The sequence below is a fragment of the Acinetobacter kookii genome (assembly GCF_900096895.1).
Lineage (GTDB): Bacteria > Pseudomonadota > Gammaproteobacteria > Pseudomonadales > Moraxellaceae > Acinetobacter > Acinetobacter kookii.
Genome location: NZ_FMYO01000001.1, coordinates 190,175 through 209,072, shown reverse-complemented (window position 1 = coordinate 209,072; position 18,898 = coordinate 190,175). Strand labels below are relative to the sequence as shown.

Annotated in this window: 18 protein-coding genes; 3 read left to right on the top strand and 15 right to left on the bottom strand. The window is 42.0% G+C overall.

Going from position 1 to position 18,898, the window contains the following annotated elements:
* The first annotated feature begins 15 nt into the window (after nt 1-15).
* Nucleotides 16-756 (top strand): proteasome-type protease, encoded by a 741-nt coding sequence (locus tag BLP85_RS01060; RefSeq protein ID WP_092818306.1) that lies wholly within the window; start codon nt 16-18, stop codon nt 754-756.
* Between the two features lie 65 nt (nt 757-821).
* On the opposite strand, the gene alr is transcribed toward BLP85_RS01060, so the two are convergent.
* The 12 genes from alr to ppsA all read right to left on the bottom strand — a co-directional run bounded on the left by alr (nt 822) and on the right by ppsA (nt 14,068).
* Nucleotides 822-1,886 carry an alanine racemase gene (alr, locus tag BLP85_RS01055; RefSeq protein ID WP_092818305.1) on the bottom strand — a complete coding sequence of 355 codons (1,065 nt, stop codon included), beginning with the start codon at nt 1,884-1,886 and terminating at the stop codon, nt 822-824.
* 625 nt (nt 1,887-2,511) lie between these two features.
* Nucleotides 2,512-3,957, bottom strand: a complete 1,446-nt coding sequence (gene dnaB, locus BLP85_RS01050) for a replicative DNA helicase (protein WP_092818304.1) — start codon at nt 3,955-3,957, stop codon at nt 2,512-2,514.
* A 258-nt stretch (nt 3,958-4,215) separates the two neighbouring features.
* Nucleotides 4,216-4,662, bottom strand: coding sequence for a 50S ribosomal protein L9 (rplI, locus tag BLP85_RS01045; protein WP_086200293.1), 447 nt, complete (start codon nt 4,660-4,662; stop codon nt 4,216-4,218).
* 9 nt (nt 4,663-4,671) lie between these two features.
* Entirely contained in the window at nt 4,672-4,899 is a 228-nt protein-coding gene (gene rpsR, locus BLP85_RS01040; RefSeq protein WP_004719336.1) for a 30S ribosomal protein S18, read from the bottom strand.
* 11 nt (nt 4,900-4,910) lie between these two features.
* Entirely contained in the window at nt 4,911-5,297 is a 387-nt protein-coding gene (gene rpsF / locus BLP85_RS01035) for a 30S ribosomal protein S6 (protein ID WP_092818303.1), read from the bottom strand.
* A 313-nt stretch (nt 5,298-5,610) separates the two neighbouring features.
* A complete protein-coding gene (gene cyoE / locus BLP85_RS01030) occupies nt 5,611-6,489 on the bottom strand; it encodes a heme o synthase (RefSeq protein ID WP_092818302.1) in 879 nt (292 codons plus the stop codon).
* A gap of 10 nt (nt 6,490-6,499) precedes the next feature.
* Nucleotides 6,500-6,826, bottom strand: a complete 327-nt coding sequence (locus BLP85_RS01025; protein ID WP_086197269.1) for a cytochrome o ubiquinol oxidase subunit IV — start codon at nt 6,824-6,826, stop codon at nt 6,500-6,502.
* Nucleotides 6,826-7,446 (bottom strand): cytochrome o ubiquinol oxidase subunit III, encoded by a 621-nt coding sequence (gene cyoC / locus BLP85_RS01020; protein WP_092818301.1) that lies wholly within the window; start codon nt 7,444-7,446, stop codon nt 6,826-6,828. The genes BLP85_RS01025 and cyoC overlap by 1 nt, the downstream gene beginning before the upstream one ends.
* Nucleotides 7,447-7,450: 4 nt before the next feature.
* A complete protein-coding gene (gene cyoB / locus BLP85_RS01015; protein ID WP_092818300.1) occupies nt 7,451-9,439 on the bottom strand; it encodes a cytochrome o ubiquinol oxidase subunit I in 1,989 nt (662 codons plus the stop codon).
* A gap of 3 nt (nt 9,440-9,442) precedes the next feature.
* A complete protein-coding gene (cyoA, locus tag BLP85_RS01010; RefSeq protein WP_092818299.1) occupies nt 9,443-10,513 on the bottom strand; it encodes a ubiquinol oxidase subunit II in 1,071 nt (356 codons plus the stop codon).
* A gap of 317 nt (nt 10,514-10,830) precedes the next feature.
* Nucleotides 10,831-11,601, bottom strand: coding sequence for an RDD family protein (locus tag BLP85_RS01005; protein ID WP_092818298.1), 771 nt, complete (start codon nt 11,599-11,601; stop codon nt 10,831-10,833).
* Nucleotides 11,602-11,689: 88 nt separating this feature from the next.
* Nucleotides 11,690-14,068 (bottom strand): phosphoenolpyruvate synthase, encoded by a 2,379-nt coding sequence (gene ppsA, locus BLP85_RS01000; protein WP_086197274.1) that lies wholly within the window; start codon nt 14,066-14,068, stop codon nt 11,690-11,692.
* Between the two features lie 153 nt (nt 14,069-14,221).
* Here ppsA and ppsR point away from each other — a divergent pair, with 153 nt between their 5' ends.
* Nucleotides 14,222-15,058, top strand: coding sequence for a posphoenolpyruvate synthetase regulatory kinase/phosphorylase PpsR (gene ppsR, locus BLP85_RS00995; RefSeq protein ID WP_092818297.1), 837 nt, complete (start codon nt 14,222-14,224; stop codon nt 15,056-15,058).
* A gap of 67 nt (nt 15,059-15,125) precedes the next feature.
* Nucleotides 15,126-15,896: a hypothetical protein gene (locus BLP85_RS00990; RefSeq protein WP_143002176.1), complete on the top strand. Its 771-nt coding sequence runs from the start codon at nt 15,126-15,128 to the stop codon at nt 15,894-15,896.
* A gap of 45 nt (nt 15,897-15,941) precedes the next feature.
* On the opposite strand, the gene BLP85_RS00985 is transcribed toward BLP85_RS00990, so the two are convergent.
* The 3 genes from BLP85_RS00985 to BLP85_RS00975 all read right to left on the bottom strand — a co-directional run bounded on the left by BLP85_RS00985 (nt 15,942) and on the right by BLP85_RS00975 (nt 18,801).
* A complete protein-coding gene (locus BLP85_RS00985) occupies nt 15,942-16,496 on the bottom strand; it encodes an NAD(P)/FAD-dependent oxidoreductase (RefSeq protein ID WP_092818295.1) in 555 nt (184 codons plus the stop codon).
* Nucleotides 16,497-16,517: 21 nt separating this feature from the next.
* The gene (locus BLP85_RS00980) at nt 16,518-17,447 is read right to left on the bottom strand and encodes a reductase (protein ID WP_092818294.1); all 930 of its coding nucleotides are present in this window, start codon (nt 17,445-17,447) and stop codon (nt 16,518-16,520) included.
* 352 nt (nt 17,448-17,799) lie between these two features.
* Nucleotides 17,800-18,801, bottom strand: coding sequence for an LLM class flavin-dependent oxidoreductase (locus BLP85_RS00975; protein WP_092818293.1), 1,002 nt, complete (start codon nt 18,799-18,801; stop codon nt 17,800-17,802).
* Nucleotides 18,802-18,898 lie beyond the last annotated feature (97 nt).

The window sequence follows — 18,898 nt, the reverse complement described above, 5'->3', positions numbered from 1 at the left end:
CATAAGGAGTTTCTCATGACTTATTGTTGTGCGCTACGGTTAAAAGACGGCCTGGTTTTTGTCAGTGATACCCGTACCAATGCCGGGGTGGATCACATATCGGTATTTCGCAAGCTTTATATTTTTGGTATAGAAGGCGAACGGTTTTTAACGATCCAGACATCAGGGAATTTAGCCACAACCCAAGCAGTCATTGGTCATTTAAATAACCATCTGGAACTTAAGCAGGAACCGAACCTATATAGTGTCAACACCATGTTTGAAATGGCCGAACTGGTGGGGCATACCCTGAAAAAAGTGATTGCCGATGTAGTGGAAGATGCTCACACGCATGAACAAAGTAATTATTACTGCAGCATTTTGCTGGGCGGGCAAATTCAGGGGGCAGAAATGCAACTGTATAATATTTATCCGCAAGGCAATTTTATTTGTGCCACAGAAGATACCCCTTATTTTCAGATTGGCGAAAGTAAATATGGCAAACCCATACTCGACCGGGCCTTAATTTATGAAATGCCTCTGGATGAAGCTGTGCGCTGCTGTTTAATTTCTTTTGATTCTACTTTGCGTTCCAATGTTTCTGTGGGGATGCCGCTTGATACGGTGGTGTATAAAAAAGATTCTTTACATATTCCAAATGGCAAACGAATTTATGAAGAAGATCCCTATTTCTGGAAGCTCAGTAAACAGTGGTCAGATACTTTGCGCCGTGGCTTGCAAGAATTGCCCATCCCGACTGATGATTATCTAGAGTAATAAACAGTTATGAGATTGTAAAAACCCAAGCACAAGCTTGGGTTTTTTTATTCGGATTTTAAATCTTACTTTCTTATAGGACGTGCACTTAAACGACATAGTAGTTCATAGCCAATGGTGCCATTGGCTTCGGCAACATCATCAACCAGGCGGTTTTTACCCCATAGCTCAACTTCAGTTCCAAGTGGCGCATCGATACCGGTCACATCAATCGCAATCATATCCATGGCCACGCGGCCAATCACACGGGTCGCTTGACCGTTAATTGCCACATAATTTTGTTTAGGGAAGGCGCGAGGGTAGCCATCTCCATAACCAATTGAAACAATAGCGAGGTCCATGTCTTGGTCAGCGGTAAAGGTGGATCCATAACCGACATGTTCACCTGCCTGAATATGGTTTAGGGCAATAATCTCGGCCGTAAAAGTCATCACCGGTTTAAGGTCTAAATCATGGACAGATTGATCTGCAAATGGCGATGCACCATAAAGCATGATTCCTGGACGGACAAAATCGAAATTCAATTCAGGCCACTTATAAATGGCAGCCGAATTGCAGCAAGAGCCCATCACTGGGGCGCAGGCTTGTTTTACTTGCAGGAACTGATTTTTTTGCTGTTCATTTAAAGGATGTTCGGCATCGGCATTGGCAAAGTGCATGGCCAGTACACAGCTAAAACCTTCAGCTTTAAGCGAATTAATCACTTTAATGATTTCGGGTACCTTAAAACCCAAGCGGTTCATGCCGCTGTTGAGTTTGACCCACACTTTTAAGTTTTTACCAATGTAGGCTGCTTTGTGTGCACGTAACCAGTCTAATTGCTGCTGATGATGGACTACACATTCAATATTGTTCTCTATTACCACTTGCATTTCATCTTCCGAAAAAATGCCTTCAATCAGGGTAATCGGTTGTTGATAGCCAAGTTCACGAATTTCTAAGGCTTCTTCCAGGCAGGCGACACCAAAAGCGTCCGTTTCACCTAAGGCTGCTAAACAGTCTTTGACTCCATGTCCATAAGCATTGGCTTTAACCATACTGACAATTTGGGCAGTCGGTGCAAGTTGTTTGACACGGTTTAAATTATATTGAAGGGCTTCTCTATCAATATAAACTGTTGCTTGGCGCACCCTCGTTACTCCTTGGGGTTACAATAAAACATTACAGCAATTTATGAGATCAAATTGCTTATAAGCTACGTAAGAATATTATAGATATGCTCATTCCTCAGTCTTGAAAATGAGGAACTTAAACAAAATGAAGAAGGGTATTGTAGTCCTCTGACTGAAAATAAACACTAAGTTAAAGTGTATTTTTCACCAAATTTTAGACAGAAAAAATTTATGCAATATTAAGCGGTGATGAATTAAAGCAATAGCGCGATTAAGTGAACTTTAAAAAAATGCGGGGGAGTATAGGCCAAAGAGTAAAAAACGAGGTCAGCACCCACTGCTGTCCCATAATTTAAATTTTATTTCCGCACCAAATCAACATGATAATATTTTACATTTAAGCACTTGATATTCGTTTATATTTAATTTTTTCACAGCCTTATCTTTTCTTTAAAAGTTTAAGTCACTTTGTGTAGGCTGAACCCTACTTTTGACAGACCAAAAGTAGGCAAAAGTCTTTATTCCCCATACACGACGTCCTGTCGTGATGGGGGAATGTGTGGCATCCTTGCCACACTCACAAATCTAACACCTGCAATTTAACTATGGGACAGCAGTGGGTCAGCACCTCGTTTTTTATGGCTTATTCTTCATCATCGTACTGGGCATAGAACTCAGGCGAGAGATTGCTAAAGCGCGTGTATTGACCTTCGAAAGCCAGACGTACCGTACCAATTGGACCATTACGCTGCTTGCCGATAATAATTTCGGCAGTACCGGCTTCTTTAGATTCCTTGTTATACACTTCGTCGCGGTAAATGAACATGATCAAGTCGGCATCCTGCTCGATCGCACCGGATTCACGCAAGTCGGACATCACTGGACGCTTGTTTGGACGGTTTTCCAGCGAGCGGTTCAGCTGGGAAAGTGCAATCACAGGGCAGTTCATCTCTTTAGCCAAGGCTTTTAAGCTGCGGGAAATTTCCGAAATCTCGCCAACACGGTTATCGCCCATGCCCGGTACTTTCATCAGCTGCAAATAGTCGACCATGATACAGCCAATTTTCCCTCCATGCTGTTTGGCAATACGACGTGCCCGTGCCCGGACTTCGGTTGGTGGAAGAGCGGAAGAATCATCAATGTACAGATGCTTTTCCTGCAGCTGTAAAATGGTGCCAGTGACTTTGGACCATTCATCACCATCCAGTTTGCCGGCACGCAGATGACCCTGATGGACTTTACCGTAAGCAGAAATCAGACGCATGGCAATCGAATCTGCGGGCATCTCCATAGAGAAAACCAGGGCAGGCAAGTCACAGTTAAACAGCACACTTTCGACCAGGTTCATGGCGAAGGTGGTTTTACCCATGGATGGACGTGCAGCCACAATAATCAAATCTCCGGCTTGCATGCCTGAAGTTTTGTTATCCAGTTCCACGAAACCTGATGTTAAACCGGTAATGTTGCCTTCCATTTGGGAAAGTTCATTCAACTTGTCAAAAACATCGGCGACTACCGCATTGATCGGTTTCGGGCCTTGGGCCTTGGCATTGTTGTTATGCTGTTCAGCAATCGAGAAGATATTGGTTTCAGCTAAATCCAGAATTTCACTGACCGTACGACCCTTGGTGTCATACGCGTTCTGCAGAATTTCAGAACTCACCTTGATCATGCTGCGTAAGGTTGAAAATTCTTTAATTTTATTGCCGTAGGTTTCCAGGTTATAAAAACTGGAAGGGGAGTCTGCCATCAGCTGCATTAAATATTCTTCGCCACCCACAGCCTCGAGCAGATTTTGTTTGATCAGCCAGTCGTTGACCAAAACCGCATCATAAGGCGAGTTTTCCTGGGCTAATTTTTCAATGGCACGGAAAATATATTTATGACGTGTGGCATAGAAATCATTTTCATTTAATACATCACCGACTTGCTCAAAAGATTCGGCGACCGTCATCAGCGCGGCAAGAACGGCTTGTTCAATTGCCAAGTTGTGCGGAGGAGTACGAAACTCTTTAAGTTGGCCTGACTCATTTGCTTTATTATCTACTTTCGCTGAGTTAAGCATAGCGCTGGCATTCGCCTGTGACATATAAAACCCTAATTTTAAATGCAATAAATGAGTAATTTGAAAAAAGTGCCGAAGAATAAAAAAGGTATTATCTTCGTATAAGCAGATGATACGCGCTCTTAAAAAAAATGCGAATCGAAAATTTCATTTATTTAAGTCATTAAAAACAGTCAAAATAAATGAACTGAACAAGGTTTATATACATTAATTCAACTATTTTGACTGTTTTTAGAGATAAAAAAAGAGCATGCAAAAGCATGCTCTTTTTCTTGCAGAAAATTACTCAGATACGATAGTAACGAGAACTTCAGCAACAACATCATGATGCAATTGGATTGCGATGTTGAATTCACCAGTGTTACGAAGCGCACCATTTGGTAAACGAACTTCTGCACGGTCAACAGTAAGACCAGCATTGGTTAAAGCGTCAGCGATGTCACGAGTACCGATAGAACCGAATAGTTTACCTTCGTCACCAGCTTTCGCAGTGATTACGATATTCACTTCGTTCAATTGGTCAGCACGTGCTTGAGCAGCAGCTAAAACGTCAGCTTCAGCTTTCTCAAGTTCAGCACGACGAGCTTCAAAAGCAGCAGTGTTCGCTTCGGTTGCTGCAACTGCTTTACCTTGAGGGATAAGGAAGTTACGGCCGTAACCAGCTTTAACTGATACTTTATCGCCTAATTTACCAAGGTTTTTAATGCGTTGTAATAAGATAATATCCACAGCTCAACCTCACTTATGATTGTCAGTGTAAGGGATCAACGCTAAGTAGCGAGCTTGTTTGATAGCAAGCGCCAATTGACGTTGGTAACGAGCTTTAGTACCTGTAATACGGCTAGGAACAATCTTGCCGTTTTCAGTGATGTACTGTTTCAAAGTATCGATATCTTTGTAGTCGATGTACGTAACGTTCTCAGCTGTAAAGCGGCAGAACTTGCGACGACGGTAAAAACGTGCCATTGATGTTCTCCTTATGCTTCAGCAGAGTCTTGAGCTTGTTGTGCTTCTTCACGTTGAGCTTTACGCGCACGTTTTTCTTCAGCACTCTTAGCAAGTAAAGACTCTTCAGTGATTGCGTTTTCACGACGAATAATAACATTACGAAGGATTGCGTCGTTATAACGGAACAATTCTTCTAATTCATTAAGCGTAGCTTGACCACATTCAACGTTCATTAAAATGTAGTGAGCTTTGTGAATTTTGTTAATTGGGTAAGCCAATTGACGACGGCCCCAATCTTCTAAACGGTGAATTTGACCTTCAGCTTCTTTGATGTGGGTTAGGTAACGTTCTACCATACCCACAACTTGATCGCTTTGGTCTGGATGTACCAAAAGTACGATTTCGTAGTGACGCATTGTCAGCTCCTTACGGTTTATACAGCCTCTGCCAATAAAAGCAGAGGCAAGGAGTCACAACCAAAGTTGTGTCGCATAAATTGCGAAGCGTGAATTTTAGAGCCTTTGCAGGTTAAATACAAGGTTTGGGAAGAGCAAAAAGCAAAAATACTGAAAATAGTGCTGGGCTAGATTTTGCTCGTCATGAATACTTAAAAGGTATTCACTTACTAAAAGTTTGTTTGTGGAGATAAGGAAAGTAAGCAAAGCATGACAAGGAAAATGAAAAAGCGGATGGAATATCTAATTAAAAGATAGAGCAGGACTCTATCTTTTAAAAAAATATGATGGGTAATTGTGGTGCTGTTGAAGTGAAACTAAACAACAGGCTGATGACGGTGATTAATTTGACAGAGAACATGAAATATTGCTTTGCCCATAACTGATCATTTTCAGCTTTAAAGCCTTGAATACTCAAATACACCCAGTACAGACACAAAAGGTTCAGTACGACCACATAAATCCAATTTGTATAACCATAAACAAATAATCCATTCATGGTGATACAGAACAATACAACGTAGATGAGCGACTCGATCTTGGTACGATGAATTGAACGTGCTACAGGTAAAATTGGAATCCCTGCATTTTTGTAATCTTCAAAGCGGTAAACTGCAATTCCCCAAGAGTGAGGCATTTGCCAAAGTGCATACCCAAGAAAAATAAGTAAGGCACCCATGTCAAACTGGTTTGCAACAGCGGTATAACCAATTACAGGGGGAGCTGCACCAGAAATACTACCGACAATGGTTTGGTGAATGGTTGTCCGTTTTGTCCATAAGCTGTAGAAACCAACGTATACGACAAAACCAATGACAGCGAATAAAAAAGCGTACGCATTGACCCAAAACCACAAGATGCTAAAACCGGTGACTCCGAGTACCAGGGAATAAACCAAGGCAACAGGAACGGAAACTGATTTTTTTACCATCGCACGATTTTGCGTACGTTGCATCTTTTGGTCGATGTCCTGGTCAATGACGTTATTGACCACACAACCTGATGCCACTACTAAAGTGGTACCGAGAAGGGTAATGAGAAGAAGAAGGAAATCTACAGAACCTTGGGCAGCTACAAAGTAGCCACCCAAAGTGGTAACGAAGTTACCAAAGAGAATTCCTGGTTTAGTCAGGAATAAATACTTTTTCAGCATGACAACCAGTTTAGATCATCATGTTGTAGTGAAGGTAGTTCATGATCCATACAGAACCAACCAGAAGGATGGCAATGGTCAGAATCGTATAAACGAATGCAATAACGTTCCAGCGTTGCTCTGAAGAAGAGTTCATGTGCAGGAAATAAATTAACTGTACAAGAATCTGAGCAACTGCAGTAATCGCAATCACGGTAATCAAGATACCGCGGCCAAAACCACCAGCCATCACCATTCCGAAAGGAATGATGGTCAGGATGATAGATAGGATAAAGCCAACAGTATATTGCTTAACGTTACCGTGTGCTGCACCAGCTGAATTGTGATCGTGACTCATTAGAGAACTCCCATCAAGTAAACTACGCTGAATACACAGATCCAAACGATGTCAAGGAAGTGCCAGAACAAGCTTAAGCATGCAAGACGACGAGTGTTTGGAAGTGTCAAACCATATTTCTTGATTTGAACCATTAACACGATCATCCATACCAAACCAGAAGTTACGTGAATACCGTGTGTACCTACCAGCGTAAAGAACGCAGATAAGAATGCACTTGTGCTAGGACCGTGACCAGCATGAACTAAATGATTGAACTCATATAATTCCATGCCGATGAAGGCAGCACCAAATACCCAAGTAATTGCAAGCCAAGTCAGAACTTTAGATACGTCTTTCTTGTAGGCAGCAAGAACAGCAAAGCCGAACGTTACAGACGAAATCAAGAGAGCGAATGTTTCAGTTAATACGAAACCGAGAGATTCACCAAAAAGATCTCGTGCACTTGGAGTACCAACTGGAACGTGACTGCTTAATACAGCAAACGCGATGAAGAGTGTACCGAATAGGATCAAGTCACTCATCAAGTAAGACCAGAAACCAAAGACCGTGATGTCAGTATCATCGTGATGATGATGTTCATCGTGTCCGTGGTTATCGTGATGAAGTACTTCAGCCATAGTCTTAGTCCTTCTTCAAGTGTTTTTCAAGTTGTGCATAACGTTCGTTTTCGATGCGTTCAACTTCAGCAGCAGGGACATAGTAGTCCACTTTCTTCGTGAAAGAAGACACGATGAAGCTAATGATCGCAGAAACGAATGTAATCGCTACTAACCACCAGATGTGCCAGATTAAAGCAAAGCCCATGGTAGTAATGAACATTGCGATAACAAAACCAGCCGCACGGTTGGTTGGCATATGAATGTCTTCATACTTGGTTGGTTTAGCGTATGCAATACCGTTTTCTTTGTCAGTCCAGAAAGTATCAATACCATTGATCTTTGGAATATAAGCAAAGTTATAGAACGGAGCAGGAGATGAAGTAGACCATTCAAGCGTACGGCCATCCCAGATATCGCCAGTAACGTCCATGTTTTTCTCGCGTTGCAAGAAACCAACCACGATTTGCATAACGAAACATGCAATACCAAGTGCAATCAGAACCGCACCGAACATAGCAATATTTACATATGGATCCCATTCAGGGTTGTCAAATGTATTCAAACGACGAGTCATACCCATGAAACCAAGGATATAAAGTGGCATGAACGCAAAATAGAAACCGATGAACCAGAACCAGAACGCTGCTTTACCCCAAGCTTCATTTAACTGCCAGCCAAACATTTTAGGCCAGTAGAAAATGATACCTGCGAACATCGCAAATACTACACCACCAATAATTACGTTATGGAAGTGAGCGATAAGGAATAAAGAGTTGTGTACCAGGAAGTCCGCTGGTGGAACTGCCATTAATACGCCTGTCAAACCACCGATACCGAAAGTCACAAGGAAGCCAAGTGTCCAAAGCATTGGGGTTGTATAGGTAATGCGGCCCTTGTACATGGTGAATAACCAAGAGAAGATTTTCACACCAGTCGGGATCGCAATAATCATGGTCATGATACCGAAGAACGCGTTAACGTTGGCACCTGCACCCATGGTAAAGAAGTGGTGAACCCAAACAACAAGTGATAAAACACCAATTGCTACAGTAGCGTACACCATTGATTTGTAACCGAACAAAGCTTTGCGGCAGAATACGGCAGTAACTTCCGAGTAAATACCAAAAGCTGGTAATACCAGGATGTATACTTCCGGGTGACCCCAAGTCCAGATCAAGTTTACATATAACATTGGGCTACCACCCAAGTCATTTGTAAAGAAGTGGAAGTCGAAGTAACGGTCAAGCGTCAACATTGCAAGAGTCGCAGTCAATACTGGGAAAGTCGCAATGATAAGTACAACAGTGACCAAAGATGTCCAGGTGAAAATAGGCATATCCATAAGGGTCATGCCAGGCGCACGCATTTTAATGATGGTAACGAAGAAGTTAACACCTGTTAAAAGCGTACCCAGACCTGAAACCTGAAGTGCCCAAATGTAGTAGTCTACACCTACGCCAGGAGAATATTCGATACCTGAAAGAGGAGGATAAGCCATCCAACCTGTTGCGGCGAACTCACCTAAAGCAAGAGATACCATCATTAGACCCGCAGCACCGGCAAACAGCCAGAAACTTAAAGAGTTTAATAACGGGAAGGCAACGTCACGTGCACCAATTTGAAGTGGTACAGAAATGTTCATTAAGCCAACGACAAGACCCATCGCTACGAAGAAGATCATGATTACGCCATGCGCAGTAAAGATCTGATCGTAATGTTCTGGGTGCAAGTAACCTTCACCACCACCTTTTGCAAGGAACTGCTGAAGACGCATCATGATCGCATCGGCAAAGCCACGCACAAGCATGACAATAGACACTAGGATATACATGATACCAATTTTTTTATGGTCTACAGATGTGAACCATTCGTTCCACAAATAGCCCCATTTTTTGAAATAGGTGATACCTGCAACCATTGCAAGACCGCCTAGGACCATCATGGCAACTGTCACCAACACGATTGGATCGTGAGGGATTGCATCCGGACCTAACTTACCTAAGAAGCTCATGTCTTATTCCTCTACAGAAGCAGTCGCATGTTCAACATTTGCATGAGCTTCAGAAGCAGCAGCTTCATGACCAGCAGTTGCCGAGTGATCAGCACCGTGGTAATTACTCATGTATTTGTTAATCACAGATTCGAACAGTTTAGGTTCTACTGAAGAATAATAAGTCACTGGATGTGGCTTAGTCGGATAAGGCTTCAACGCTTCAGCAGCAGCCTTCTCTTCAGGAGTTTGGGCATTCGCAACGATTGCTTCGATTTGGTACTTAGAACGGTTACCGTCACGTAGGGTTGCAAATTCAGCCTGGTCTAAAACTGTTTTTTGAACAGCTTGAGGATTAATGGTATTACCATTACCAGCTTTAACTGCAGCCACCCATTCAGCAAACTGAGCATCAGTCACAGAGTGTGCACGGAAACGCATTTGCGAGAAACCATAACCTGAATAGTTAGAAGAGAAACCGCGGTAGCCTTCAGCAGGACTGGTTTCATTTGCCAAGAAGTTCAGGTGAGTTTGCATACCCGCCATAGCATAAATCTGACCAGACAATGCAGGGATAAAGAACGAGTTCATTGTGAAGTTAGAAGTTAAACGCAGGCTAACCGGAGTTTTTTCTGGGAAACGAATTTCGTTAACAGTCGCAATGTTTTGTTCTGGATAGATAAAGATCCATTTAAATTGTTCAGCAATAACCTGAACGTTTAAAGGTGCTTTATCTGATTCTAGCGGACGGTATGGGTCATACTTGTGGGAACCCCACCAAGTTAACCAAGCTAAAATACCAATAATAATAACAGGAATACCCCAGACTACAATTTCAATTGCAGTAGAGTGTGCCCATGTAGGTTTATAGTCTGCATCTTTATTCGACGCGCGATATTTCCATCCGAACCATAATGCCATAATCGCTGATGGAATAACCACCAATAGCATTAAGTAAATCGCAGTCAACATGAGGTTTGATTGACCTTCAGCAACTGGACCTTTAGAGTTCAGAAGTACCATATCACCACCACACCCAGTCAAGAGTGCAGCCATCGCAGATAAAGACAATACAGCTAAAATTGTTTGTCTCATTTTACAACCTCGGTGAAGAGTCCCATTCCCTAATTTAATATGGGATAGCGATTAAAGTGTCGCATGATTGGAAATGTTTTATTTTCGCTTAGACATTCTAAACATAGAAAATCCTTCCCAATCATGAGACACCGCTACGTTGTAGGGCATTATGCCTTATATCGAGAAACTAAGCTATATGTAAAGTGGCTTTAAATACCTGTTATAAAAACTGATTTTTTTAGTCGGAATTGAACTTTAATTATATGAATTTTATTTTAATATCAATATTATGGGGAAAAACAGGGATATAAAACAATCCCTGTTGAATTGAGTGGTTACTGTTTGACCACTTTGGTTTTAGCTAATTTATCATGCAAGGTTTGGCGCTTTTCGCCAAGTGCAAAAACATGATCAATAATTGTAATAAATGGCATAAAGAGCAAATTTAATACGATAAAAATAAAGCTGCGTAAAGTGAAAGCACGCATCAGGCTGACTTTTTCACCACTGTCAGCATCTACAATTTTAATTTTAGTCAGTTTTTTACCGATGCTTTGCCCGGATTTTGCCAACATGAATGCCTGTATACCTAGCATGATGATGAGGTAAATAAACATGGTCTGCCAGGCTTCAGGGGGAATAAGGGTAAATAATTCCTGTTGTAATTGCATGGCTTGAGTAGAAGTCTCGGCCGTCTGCATTTTTTGCTGGATCTCGGACAACTGGTTAAATTGCTCCGGTTTCAGGAAAAATGACGGAATTGCGGCGGCAGGTAGCCAGAGTAGCAAGTCAATAATTTTTGCCAAAATACGGGTTGAAATTGAAGCAAGTTCCTGTTGGGCAGTGGCTTTTTTTCCCACCTGAACTTTACGAATAGCTGCATTCTGTGAAGGATTGTGTTCTGGAAAAGCCGTAGGTGCAGTATAGCCTTCAGGTGTATATACAAGTTTACCTTGGGTTAATTCACCTAAAGCCTTCCATTCGGTCATGCCTTGATGCCAAGCCAAATCTGTAAGCAGCACTTGTTGGCTAGCGAGCATTTGATTAAGCTGCTCTAAGGTGTAGGGACCGGCTTGTTGATTATTTCTCGCCAAGTAAATTTGCATAAAACTCAATTCTCAAAATAAATCTAAAAATATAAAAATCGTAGAAGAAAAAAAAGACCCACGAATGGGTCTTTTTTAACATGTTTTATTACGCTTGTTGAGCTTTTTCTTCTGCAAGGAAGAACCAAGTGTCTAAAACAGAGTCCGGGTTTAAAGAAACAGACTCAATACCTTGTTCCATCAACCATTTAGCCAGGTCAGGGTGGTCAGAAGGGCCTTGACCACAAATACCTACATATTTGCCGGCTTTACGGCATGCATGGATTGCCATAGAAAGAAGGGCTTTAACCGCTGGGTCGCGTTCATCAAATAGATGTGAAACGATACCAGAGTCACGGTCTAGACCAAGCGTTAACTGAGTTAAGTCGTTAGAACCGATAGAGAAACCATCGAAGTGCTCAAGGAACTGTTCAGCTAACAATGCGTTGGTTGGCAACTCGCACATCATGATCACTTTCAGACCATTTTCACCGCGTTTAAGACCATTCAGTGCCAATAATTCAATGACACGTTTCGCTTCGTTTACTGTACGTACGAATGGAATCATGATTTGAATGTTGGTTAAGCCCATTTCGTCACGAACTTTTTTCAACGCACGGCATTCAAGCTCGAAGCAGTCACGGAAGTTGTCAGAAACGTAGCGGCTTGCACCACGGAAGCCAAGCATTGGGTTTTCTTCTTCCGGCTCATATAACTTACCACCGATCAGGTTGGCATATTCGTTTGACTTAAAGTCAGACATACGCACGATCACTGGTTTGTCAGCGAATGCAGCAGCAAGGGTAGAAATACCTTCAACCAGTTTTTCGACATAGAACTCGATTGGAGAAGCGTAACCTGCAGTACGTGCCATTACAGCTGCGCGAGTTTCGCGTGGAAGGCTGTCAATGTTGAGCAATGCTTTAGGATGCACGCCAATCATACGGTTGATGATGAATTCAAGACGTGCCAGACCAATACCTGCGTTTGGAATTTGCGCAAAGTCAAATGCACGGTCAGGGTTACCCACGTTCATCATGACTTTAAATGGAAGCGCAGGCATAGATTCGATAGAGTTTCGTTGAACTTCGAAATCTAAAGCACCTTCATAGATAAAGCCTGTATCACCTTCAGCACAAGAAACTGTTACTTCCTGACCATCAGTAAGGACTTCAGTTGCATTACCACAACCTACAATCGCTGGAACACCCAGTTCACGTGCAATGATGGCAGCGTGACAGGTACGGCCACCACGGTTAGTGACAATGGCAGCAGCACGTTTCATCACTGGTTCCCAATCCGGGTCAGTCATGTCAGATACAAGCACATCACCGTCTTGAACTTTGTCCATTTCTTTAATCGAAGTGACGATGCGGACTTTACCAGAACCGATACGTTGACCGATTGAACGGCCTTCACAGACTACAGTCCCTTTTTGTTTTAACAGGTAGCGTTCCATAGTGCCGACATTTTCACGGCTTTTTACGGTTTCTGGACGTGCCTGAACGATATAAAGCTGACCGTCATCACCATCTTTGGCCCATTCGATGTCCATTGGAGCACCGTAATGTTCTTCAATGATCAAAGCCTGTTTTGCAAGTTCTTGCAGTTCATGATCATTTAAAGCAAATTGTTGACGCTCTTGTTTTTCAACATCGACAACAACGACAGATTTGCCTGCTGCACCTTCTTCACCATAAATCATTTTTTGGTGTTTAGAGCCCAGGTTGCGGCGCAGGATAGAATGTTTGCCGTTTTTAAGAAGCGGTTTGGAAATATAGAATTCGTCAGGGTTAACTGCACCTTGAACGACCATTTCACCCAAGCCATAAGAAGCGGTAATAAACACTGCATCACGGAAACCAGATTCTGTGTCCAGTGTGAACATTACACCAGCTGCACCAGTTTCAGAGCGGACCATGCGTTGCACGCCAGCTGACAACGCTACGATGTCGTGAGCAAAGTTTTGGTGTACACGGTAAGAAATTGCGCGGTCGTTATAAAGTGAAGCAAATACTTCCTTAATGGCGACAAGAACGTTGTCGATGCCACGGATGTTCAGGAAGGTTTCTTGTTGTCCTGCAAATGATGCATCTGGTAAGTCTTCTGCTGTTGCAGATGAACGAACGGCAACCGCGATGTCAGGGTTGCCGTTTGAAAGAGCAGCGAAAGATTCGCGAATTTCCTTTTCGAGTTCTGCTGTAAGCGGAGTTTCGACAATCCATTGACGGATTTTTGCGCCTGTTTCTGCCAGAGCTTTTACGTCATCAACATTAAGCGCTGCAAGCTCGGCGTTGATTTTAGCGTTTAGGCCACTTTGCTCGAGGAATTCACGATACGCAGCAGCTGTGGTTGCAAAACCACCCGGTACTGATACACCAGCATTAGACAAATGGCTGATCATTTCACCCAGTGATGAGTTTTTCCCACCAACGAGTTCAACGTCGTGTTTCCCTAATTTTTCTAGACCAATTACGCGCGCTTCCAAAGTTGTTACTCCACTTATGCAGTATTAATCACTATCTTGGCATGAAATTATAACAAATCGCCCAGCTTTTTGATTTACTCGGCGACACTCATGTAAGATCGGTTTACTATAAAGATTTTACAGCACTTAGACAAATATTTAAGGAGAATTTTAATGTCAGAAGGTAAACAGATTAAGCGCAGTGTGTTTTTTATCTCCGATGGGACTGCAATTACTGCTGAAACCCTTGGACATTCACTGTTAGCACAGTTTCCTCATGTAGATTTTGACATTCATATTATTCCTTATATCACCTCAGAAGAAGCTGCGATGAATGTGGTGGCTGAAATCAACCAGCGTGCCGATCAGGACGGGCAACAACCTTTGGTGTTTGATACCCTAGTAGACCCGTATGTGCGTGATATTATCAATACCGCAAATGCAGTAAATCTTGATGTTTTTGAAGGTCTTATTGGTAAATTGTCGGAAGTTTTGGGTACTGCGCCTACGACTTTAGTCGGACAAACCCATGCCGTGACCGATTCTGAGTCTTATAAAGCACGTATTGATGCGGTACATTTTGCCTTGGATAACGATGATGGCGCACGCACGCGTCATTATGACAAGGCCGATCTGATCCTGATTGGGGTTTCCCGTTCTGGTAAAACACCGACTTCAATTTATCTGTCATTACAGTTTGGAATTCGTGTGGCAAATTATCCGCTGACCGAAGAAGACCTGGATGATAACCGTTTACCTGCAGTATTAAAGGCACACAAGCATAAGCTGTTTGGCTTGATGATTGATGCAGACCGACTTGTAGCGATTCGGAGCGAACGTAAAGCCAATAGCCGTTATGCAAGTTTTAATCAATGCCAGATGGAACTGCGTGCCGTAGAAGGCATTTATATTTCAGAAGGGATTAAATATCTGAACGTTTCTGAAATGTCGATTGAAGAAATTTCAACCCGTGTCTTACAGATGACAGGTTTAAAACGTCGTATTGGCTAATTTGAAAATGGAGTTAAATACCAATTTAACTCCATTTTTTATAATCGAAAATAAAGAGCTTAATTATATGAATAAACTATTAAAAATAAATGAAATTGCTCTTGGTTTTGTTGGATTTAGTCTGATAGGTACGCATGCTTTGGCAGAACCGCTGACTGATTTTGAAACTCAAATGGTCAAGCGATATGCTCAAATCCGTTTAACTGATCGCTATGAAATGGAGGCTGTGAATCAGGAAGTGGCTTCGAAAATTGCTGCATTTATTGAACAGAATCCGCAAAGTTTTGCTTATGATTTTAAAAAATTAACCAGCAAAAACATGGTTTTTGTGAATTATAGCCCTGACCGAAAGCTGAAATTTTATACATTTGATATTTCATCTGGCGGTACGATGCGTGAATTTGAATCCTATGTGCAGTTTAAACAGGGCAATAAAGTCGTTACTCAGGCGGTGAATGATGGGGGATTTATACGATTCATTCAGCAAACCGAGCTGAATAAAGTCCCCACTTATTTTATATCAAGTACCTATATTGGCAGCAGTTGTGTAGGCGCATACGATATTCAGGCGGCACAAATTAGAAATGCGAAATATCAAGCTGCCGATGTGTTTAAAACCAGAACTCAAACCATGAACCATATCGATGTCGATTATGACTGCAATTATTATCCGAAGCATATTCAGCCTTTCGATATGAATCGGCACTATATTCGTGTTGCGAATGATCTTAAAAATATTGATATTTTAGTCATTAAGCCATCTGGTGAATTAACATCCAGTTATTTGCGTTATCAAAAGACTAAAAATCATTATCAATACATTGGCATAGTAAAATAAACAGAATGAAAAGAGGCTGATATGCCTCTTTTTATATTGCCACCCTCAATAGGTAGTAATGATGACATTCACTAGATGTTCAACACCTTCCATGCTTTGTACAGCATGTTCAGTGATTTTTACCACAGGCCAGGTAATCAGCTTGCAATTCTCCCGTTGCAGCGCAGTGTAATAACGATCCGATTTCAGAAAAACCTTGTTCCCAGATGCTGAGTTGGGCATCAGCTGGCGTTTTAACCAGGTATCCTGAACTTGCGACTCCAGATAGCGAATAGCCAGTAAAGATTTGATGCGGGTATTAAATAAGCGGCGATTTTTAATAATTAAAGGATGCGAAAGCAGTTTGTGAATGCCTTTTTCAGTTTGAGGCAAGATAAAAAGTGGCGTAATTTGAAATACTTTTACAAATTTTGCAGTATTACAGATCTGTTCCAGGTGCATGACTGTCATTTGATTGCCCCCAACCACAGCCACATTTAAATCTGTAAAATCAAAGTTTTTAATATCTTCAGAAGCGACGATTTTTCCCTGAAATTTCTGAAAAAAATCGGGTGAATTCTGAAAGAACCCATCCTGTGGATTCTTTTTCTTGTTAACCATTTTTATATCCTTTCTTATTTTTTACTTTGTTGCAGTTGGTTCTGTAGTTAACTGGTATATCCAAGATGGAACTTTAGGTAAAGATTTTTCTGGAATCTTGTCAGTCATCGTCACCATGGCATCAACAGGAATATGAAACCATTTCTGTTTGCGGTCGATTACCTTGTAGGCATGGAACTGGATAATCTGATACCAGGGATTACGGCGACCCGCAGCAGTTCGGCCGCCAATTCTGGAAAATTTGCTCATTGCGGCATAGAGTTTTTCCTCTGCAAGCCCCAGTTTGATCACATTGTCACGCATTTTATTGATGAGCGGTAAATAAGCCAAAATACCGAGCAGTATGCGAGGGTCTATGGCTCGGGCAGCCATCTGGGCAAGTTGAATCAAGGTTTTATTATAGCCTTGGGCTTCCATGACACTAAAACCCACACCAAGATGACGTGCTTCATCGCCATTGATCAATTTAAATGCCTGGTGACAAACCGGATCATCGACGCTGTCCAGCAAAAAAGTACATAAAGCGCCATCCAGGGCAACTTCCAGCATTGGAATGACGGCACCCAAGATATAGAAGGGCATATCATCTGCATAGCGATCTAGCCATTGAATAATCAGACGCAGATTTTTATTGGGCTTGGGTATGTCATGTTCGAGCATGTCCCAGCGTTTCATGAGTGCCATTTCTGCGTTGGCATGCCGTTGTTCTTCAGCATGAAAAATGGCATACATTTCTGCCAATACAGGATTGGGCGCCTTTTTTGACATTGCTGCAAATGCGCGTGCACCGACATGCTCAATCCACATTAAATCGGCCATAAATTCTTTAAGATTTGGCCATTGTTCAGCGGTGATCAATTCCTTTCCTGGGGCATCCCAGTCAATATCAGATAAAGTCCATTGGGTATTTTTGACTTTATCCAGCATTTTTTCCAAGTCGATTGAAGCCATCCTGCACACCTGTAAAATCATTATTTCGCTACAAGTGTATGAGAAAGACTGGCAATGTAATTTGCCTAAGTGCTTAAAATAATATGAGCATTTTTGTTAATCATTTAGGCTGCTGATTTATTACGTTAATTTGTTCAACTATTTGATAATAAAAAATAAAGACGTATCATTAGGGGCCAGATTTTATCATTAAAATGTATTGTTTTATATAATGATGTCTATGCGAACCAAGCGCGTAAGTGCAGTTTTATCTTGTCGGCAAAAGTCGATTAAATGATAAACAGAATGGGCATTGGAGATAAAAAATAGCACCTCAATAAGATGCTATTTTAAATGCTCATCTAAGAAAGTATTAAGAATTTTTAATATTCATCAATAATTCAAAGTTTTCAATTCGTTTATCTGTGTCATAGATGTCACAGGTAAAGATAAATTCATCTACATTATATTTCTCTAACAGCTTTTCTAAACCGGCTTTGACCGTTTCAGGAGAGCCAATTTGTGCCATGGCATAGAAATTATCGACCGACATTTTTTCTGCGGGTGACCAAAGTCCTTCCATGGTTTTAACCGGTGCTTTCAGTTTCAAGCTTTGGCCGCGCATTAAGCCCAAAACACGCTGGTAGGCACTGGTTGCCAGATATTCCGCTTCTGCATCTGTTTGGGCCACCACCGTAGGAACACCCATTGAAACATAAGGCCGATCCAGATATTCAGAGGGTTCAAAGTTTTCCCGATAAAGCTTGATGGCTTGATCCAGCATACGTGGTGCAAAATGTGATGCAAAAGAATAGGGAAGTCCCAATTTTGCGGCCAGCTGTGCACTGAATAAACTTGAACCGAGTAACCAGACCGGAACATGCGTATTCTGTCCAGGTGTGGCAACGATACGTTGATGTGGAACAGGCGCTTTAAAATATTGCAGAATTTCCAGCACATCTTGCGGAAACTGGTCTTCAGTTTCCTGGCGACCACGACGCAAGGCACGCATGGTGACCTGGTCGGTACCTGGCGCACGTCCCAGACCGAGTTCAACACGATTCGGATACAGGGTAGCCAAGGTACCAAATTGTTCTGCAACCAACAGAGGGGCGTGGTTCGGTAACATGATGCCGCCTGAACCCACCGTTAAAGTGTGGGTATTGGCGAGGATATAACCCAGTAATACGGCAGTGGCTGAACTGGCAATACCATCCATATTATGATGTTCTGCCAGCCACAAGCGGCGATAACCTAACAGTTCCGCTTTTTGTGCCAGTGCCAATGCATGATGGAGTGAAAATTGAATGCTTTTATCATCCCGAACAGGAGCAAGTTCGAGAATTGAAAATTGGGTATCTTTTAAAGAACGCATTTGTTTTCTCTGATATCAAGGCAAAGAAAAGCATACGTTGCCTGACCGGATTTGTATATCGTTTTTTTTCGATATAAATGTTGTGTAAATATGTTTA

Coding starts and splice junctions, on each gene's coding strand:
- dnaB (WP_092818304.1), bottom strand. CDS start 3,957: ATGTCACAGGCGAATGCCAGCGCTATGCTTAACTCAGCGAAAGTAGAT.
- cyoB (WP_092818300.1), bottom strand. CDS start 9,439: ATGAGCTTCTTAGGTAAGTTAGGTCCGGATGCAATCCCTCACGATCCA.
- cyoC (WP_092818301.1), bottom strand. CDS start 7,446: ATGGCTGAAGTACTTCATCACGATAACCACGGACACGATGAACATCAT.
- rpsR (WP_004719336.1), bottom strand. CDS start 4,899: ATGGCACGTTTTTACCGTCGTCGCAAGTTCTGCCGCTTTACAGCTGAG.
- ppsR (WP_092818297.1), top strand. CDS start 14,222: ATGTCAGAAGGTAAACAGATTAAGCGCAGTGTGTTTTTTATCTCCGAT.
- BLP85_RS01025 (WP_086197269.1), bottom strand. CDS start 6,826: ATGAGTCACGATCACAATTCAGCTGGTGCAGCACACGGTAACGTTAAG.
- BLP85_RS00990 (WP_143002176.1), top strand. CDS start 15,126: ATGAATAAACTATTAAAAATAAATGAAATTGCTCTTGGTTTTGTTGGA.
- BLP85_RS01005 (WP_092818298.1), bottom strand. CDS start 11,601: ATGCAAATTTACTTGGCGAGAAATAATCAACAAGCCGGTCCCTACACC.
- BLP85_RS00975 (WP_092818293.1), bottom strand. CDS start 18,801: ATGCGTTCTTTAAAAGATACCCAATTTTCAATTCTCGAACTTGCTCCT.
- BLP85_RS00980 (WP_092818294.1), bottom strand. CDS start 17,447: ATGGCTTCAATCGACTTGGAAAAAATGCTGGATAAAGTCAAAAATACC.
- cyoE (WP_092818302.1), bottom strand. CDS start 6,489: ATGCTGAAAAAGTATTTATTCCTGACTAAACCAGGAATTCTCTTTGGT.
- BLP85_RS01060 (WP_092818306.1), top strand. CDS start 16: ATGACTTATTGTTGTGCGCTACGGTTAAAAGACGGCCTGGTTTTTGTC.
- rpsF (WP_092818303.1), bottom strand. CDS start 5,297: ATGCGTCACTACGAAATCGTACTTTTGGTACATCCAGACCAAAGCGAT.
- cyoA (WP_092818299.1), bottom strand. CDS start 10,513: ATGAGACAAACAATTTTAGCTGTATTGTCTTTATCTGCGATGGCTGCA.
- BLP85_RS00985 (WP_092818295.1), bottom strand. CDS start 16,496: ATGGTTAACAAGAAAAAGAATCCACAGGATGGGTTCTTTCAGAATTCA.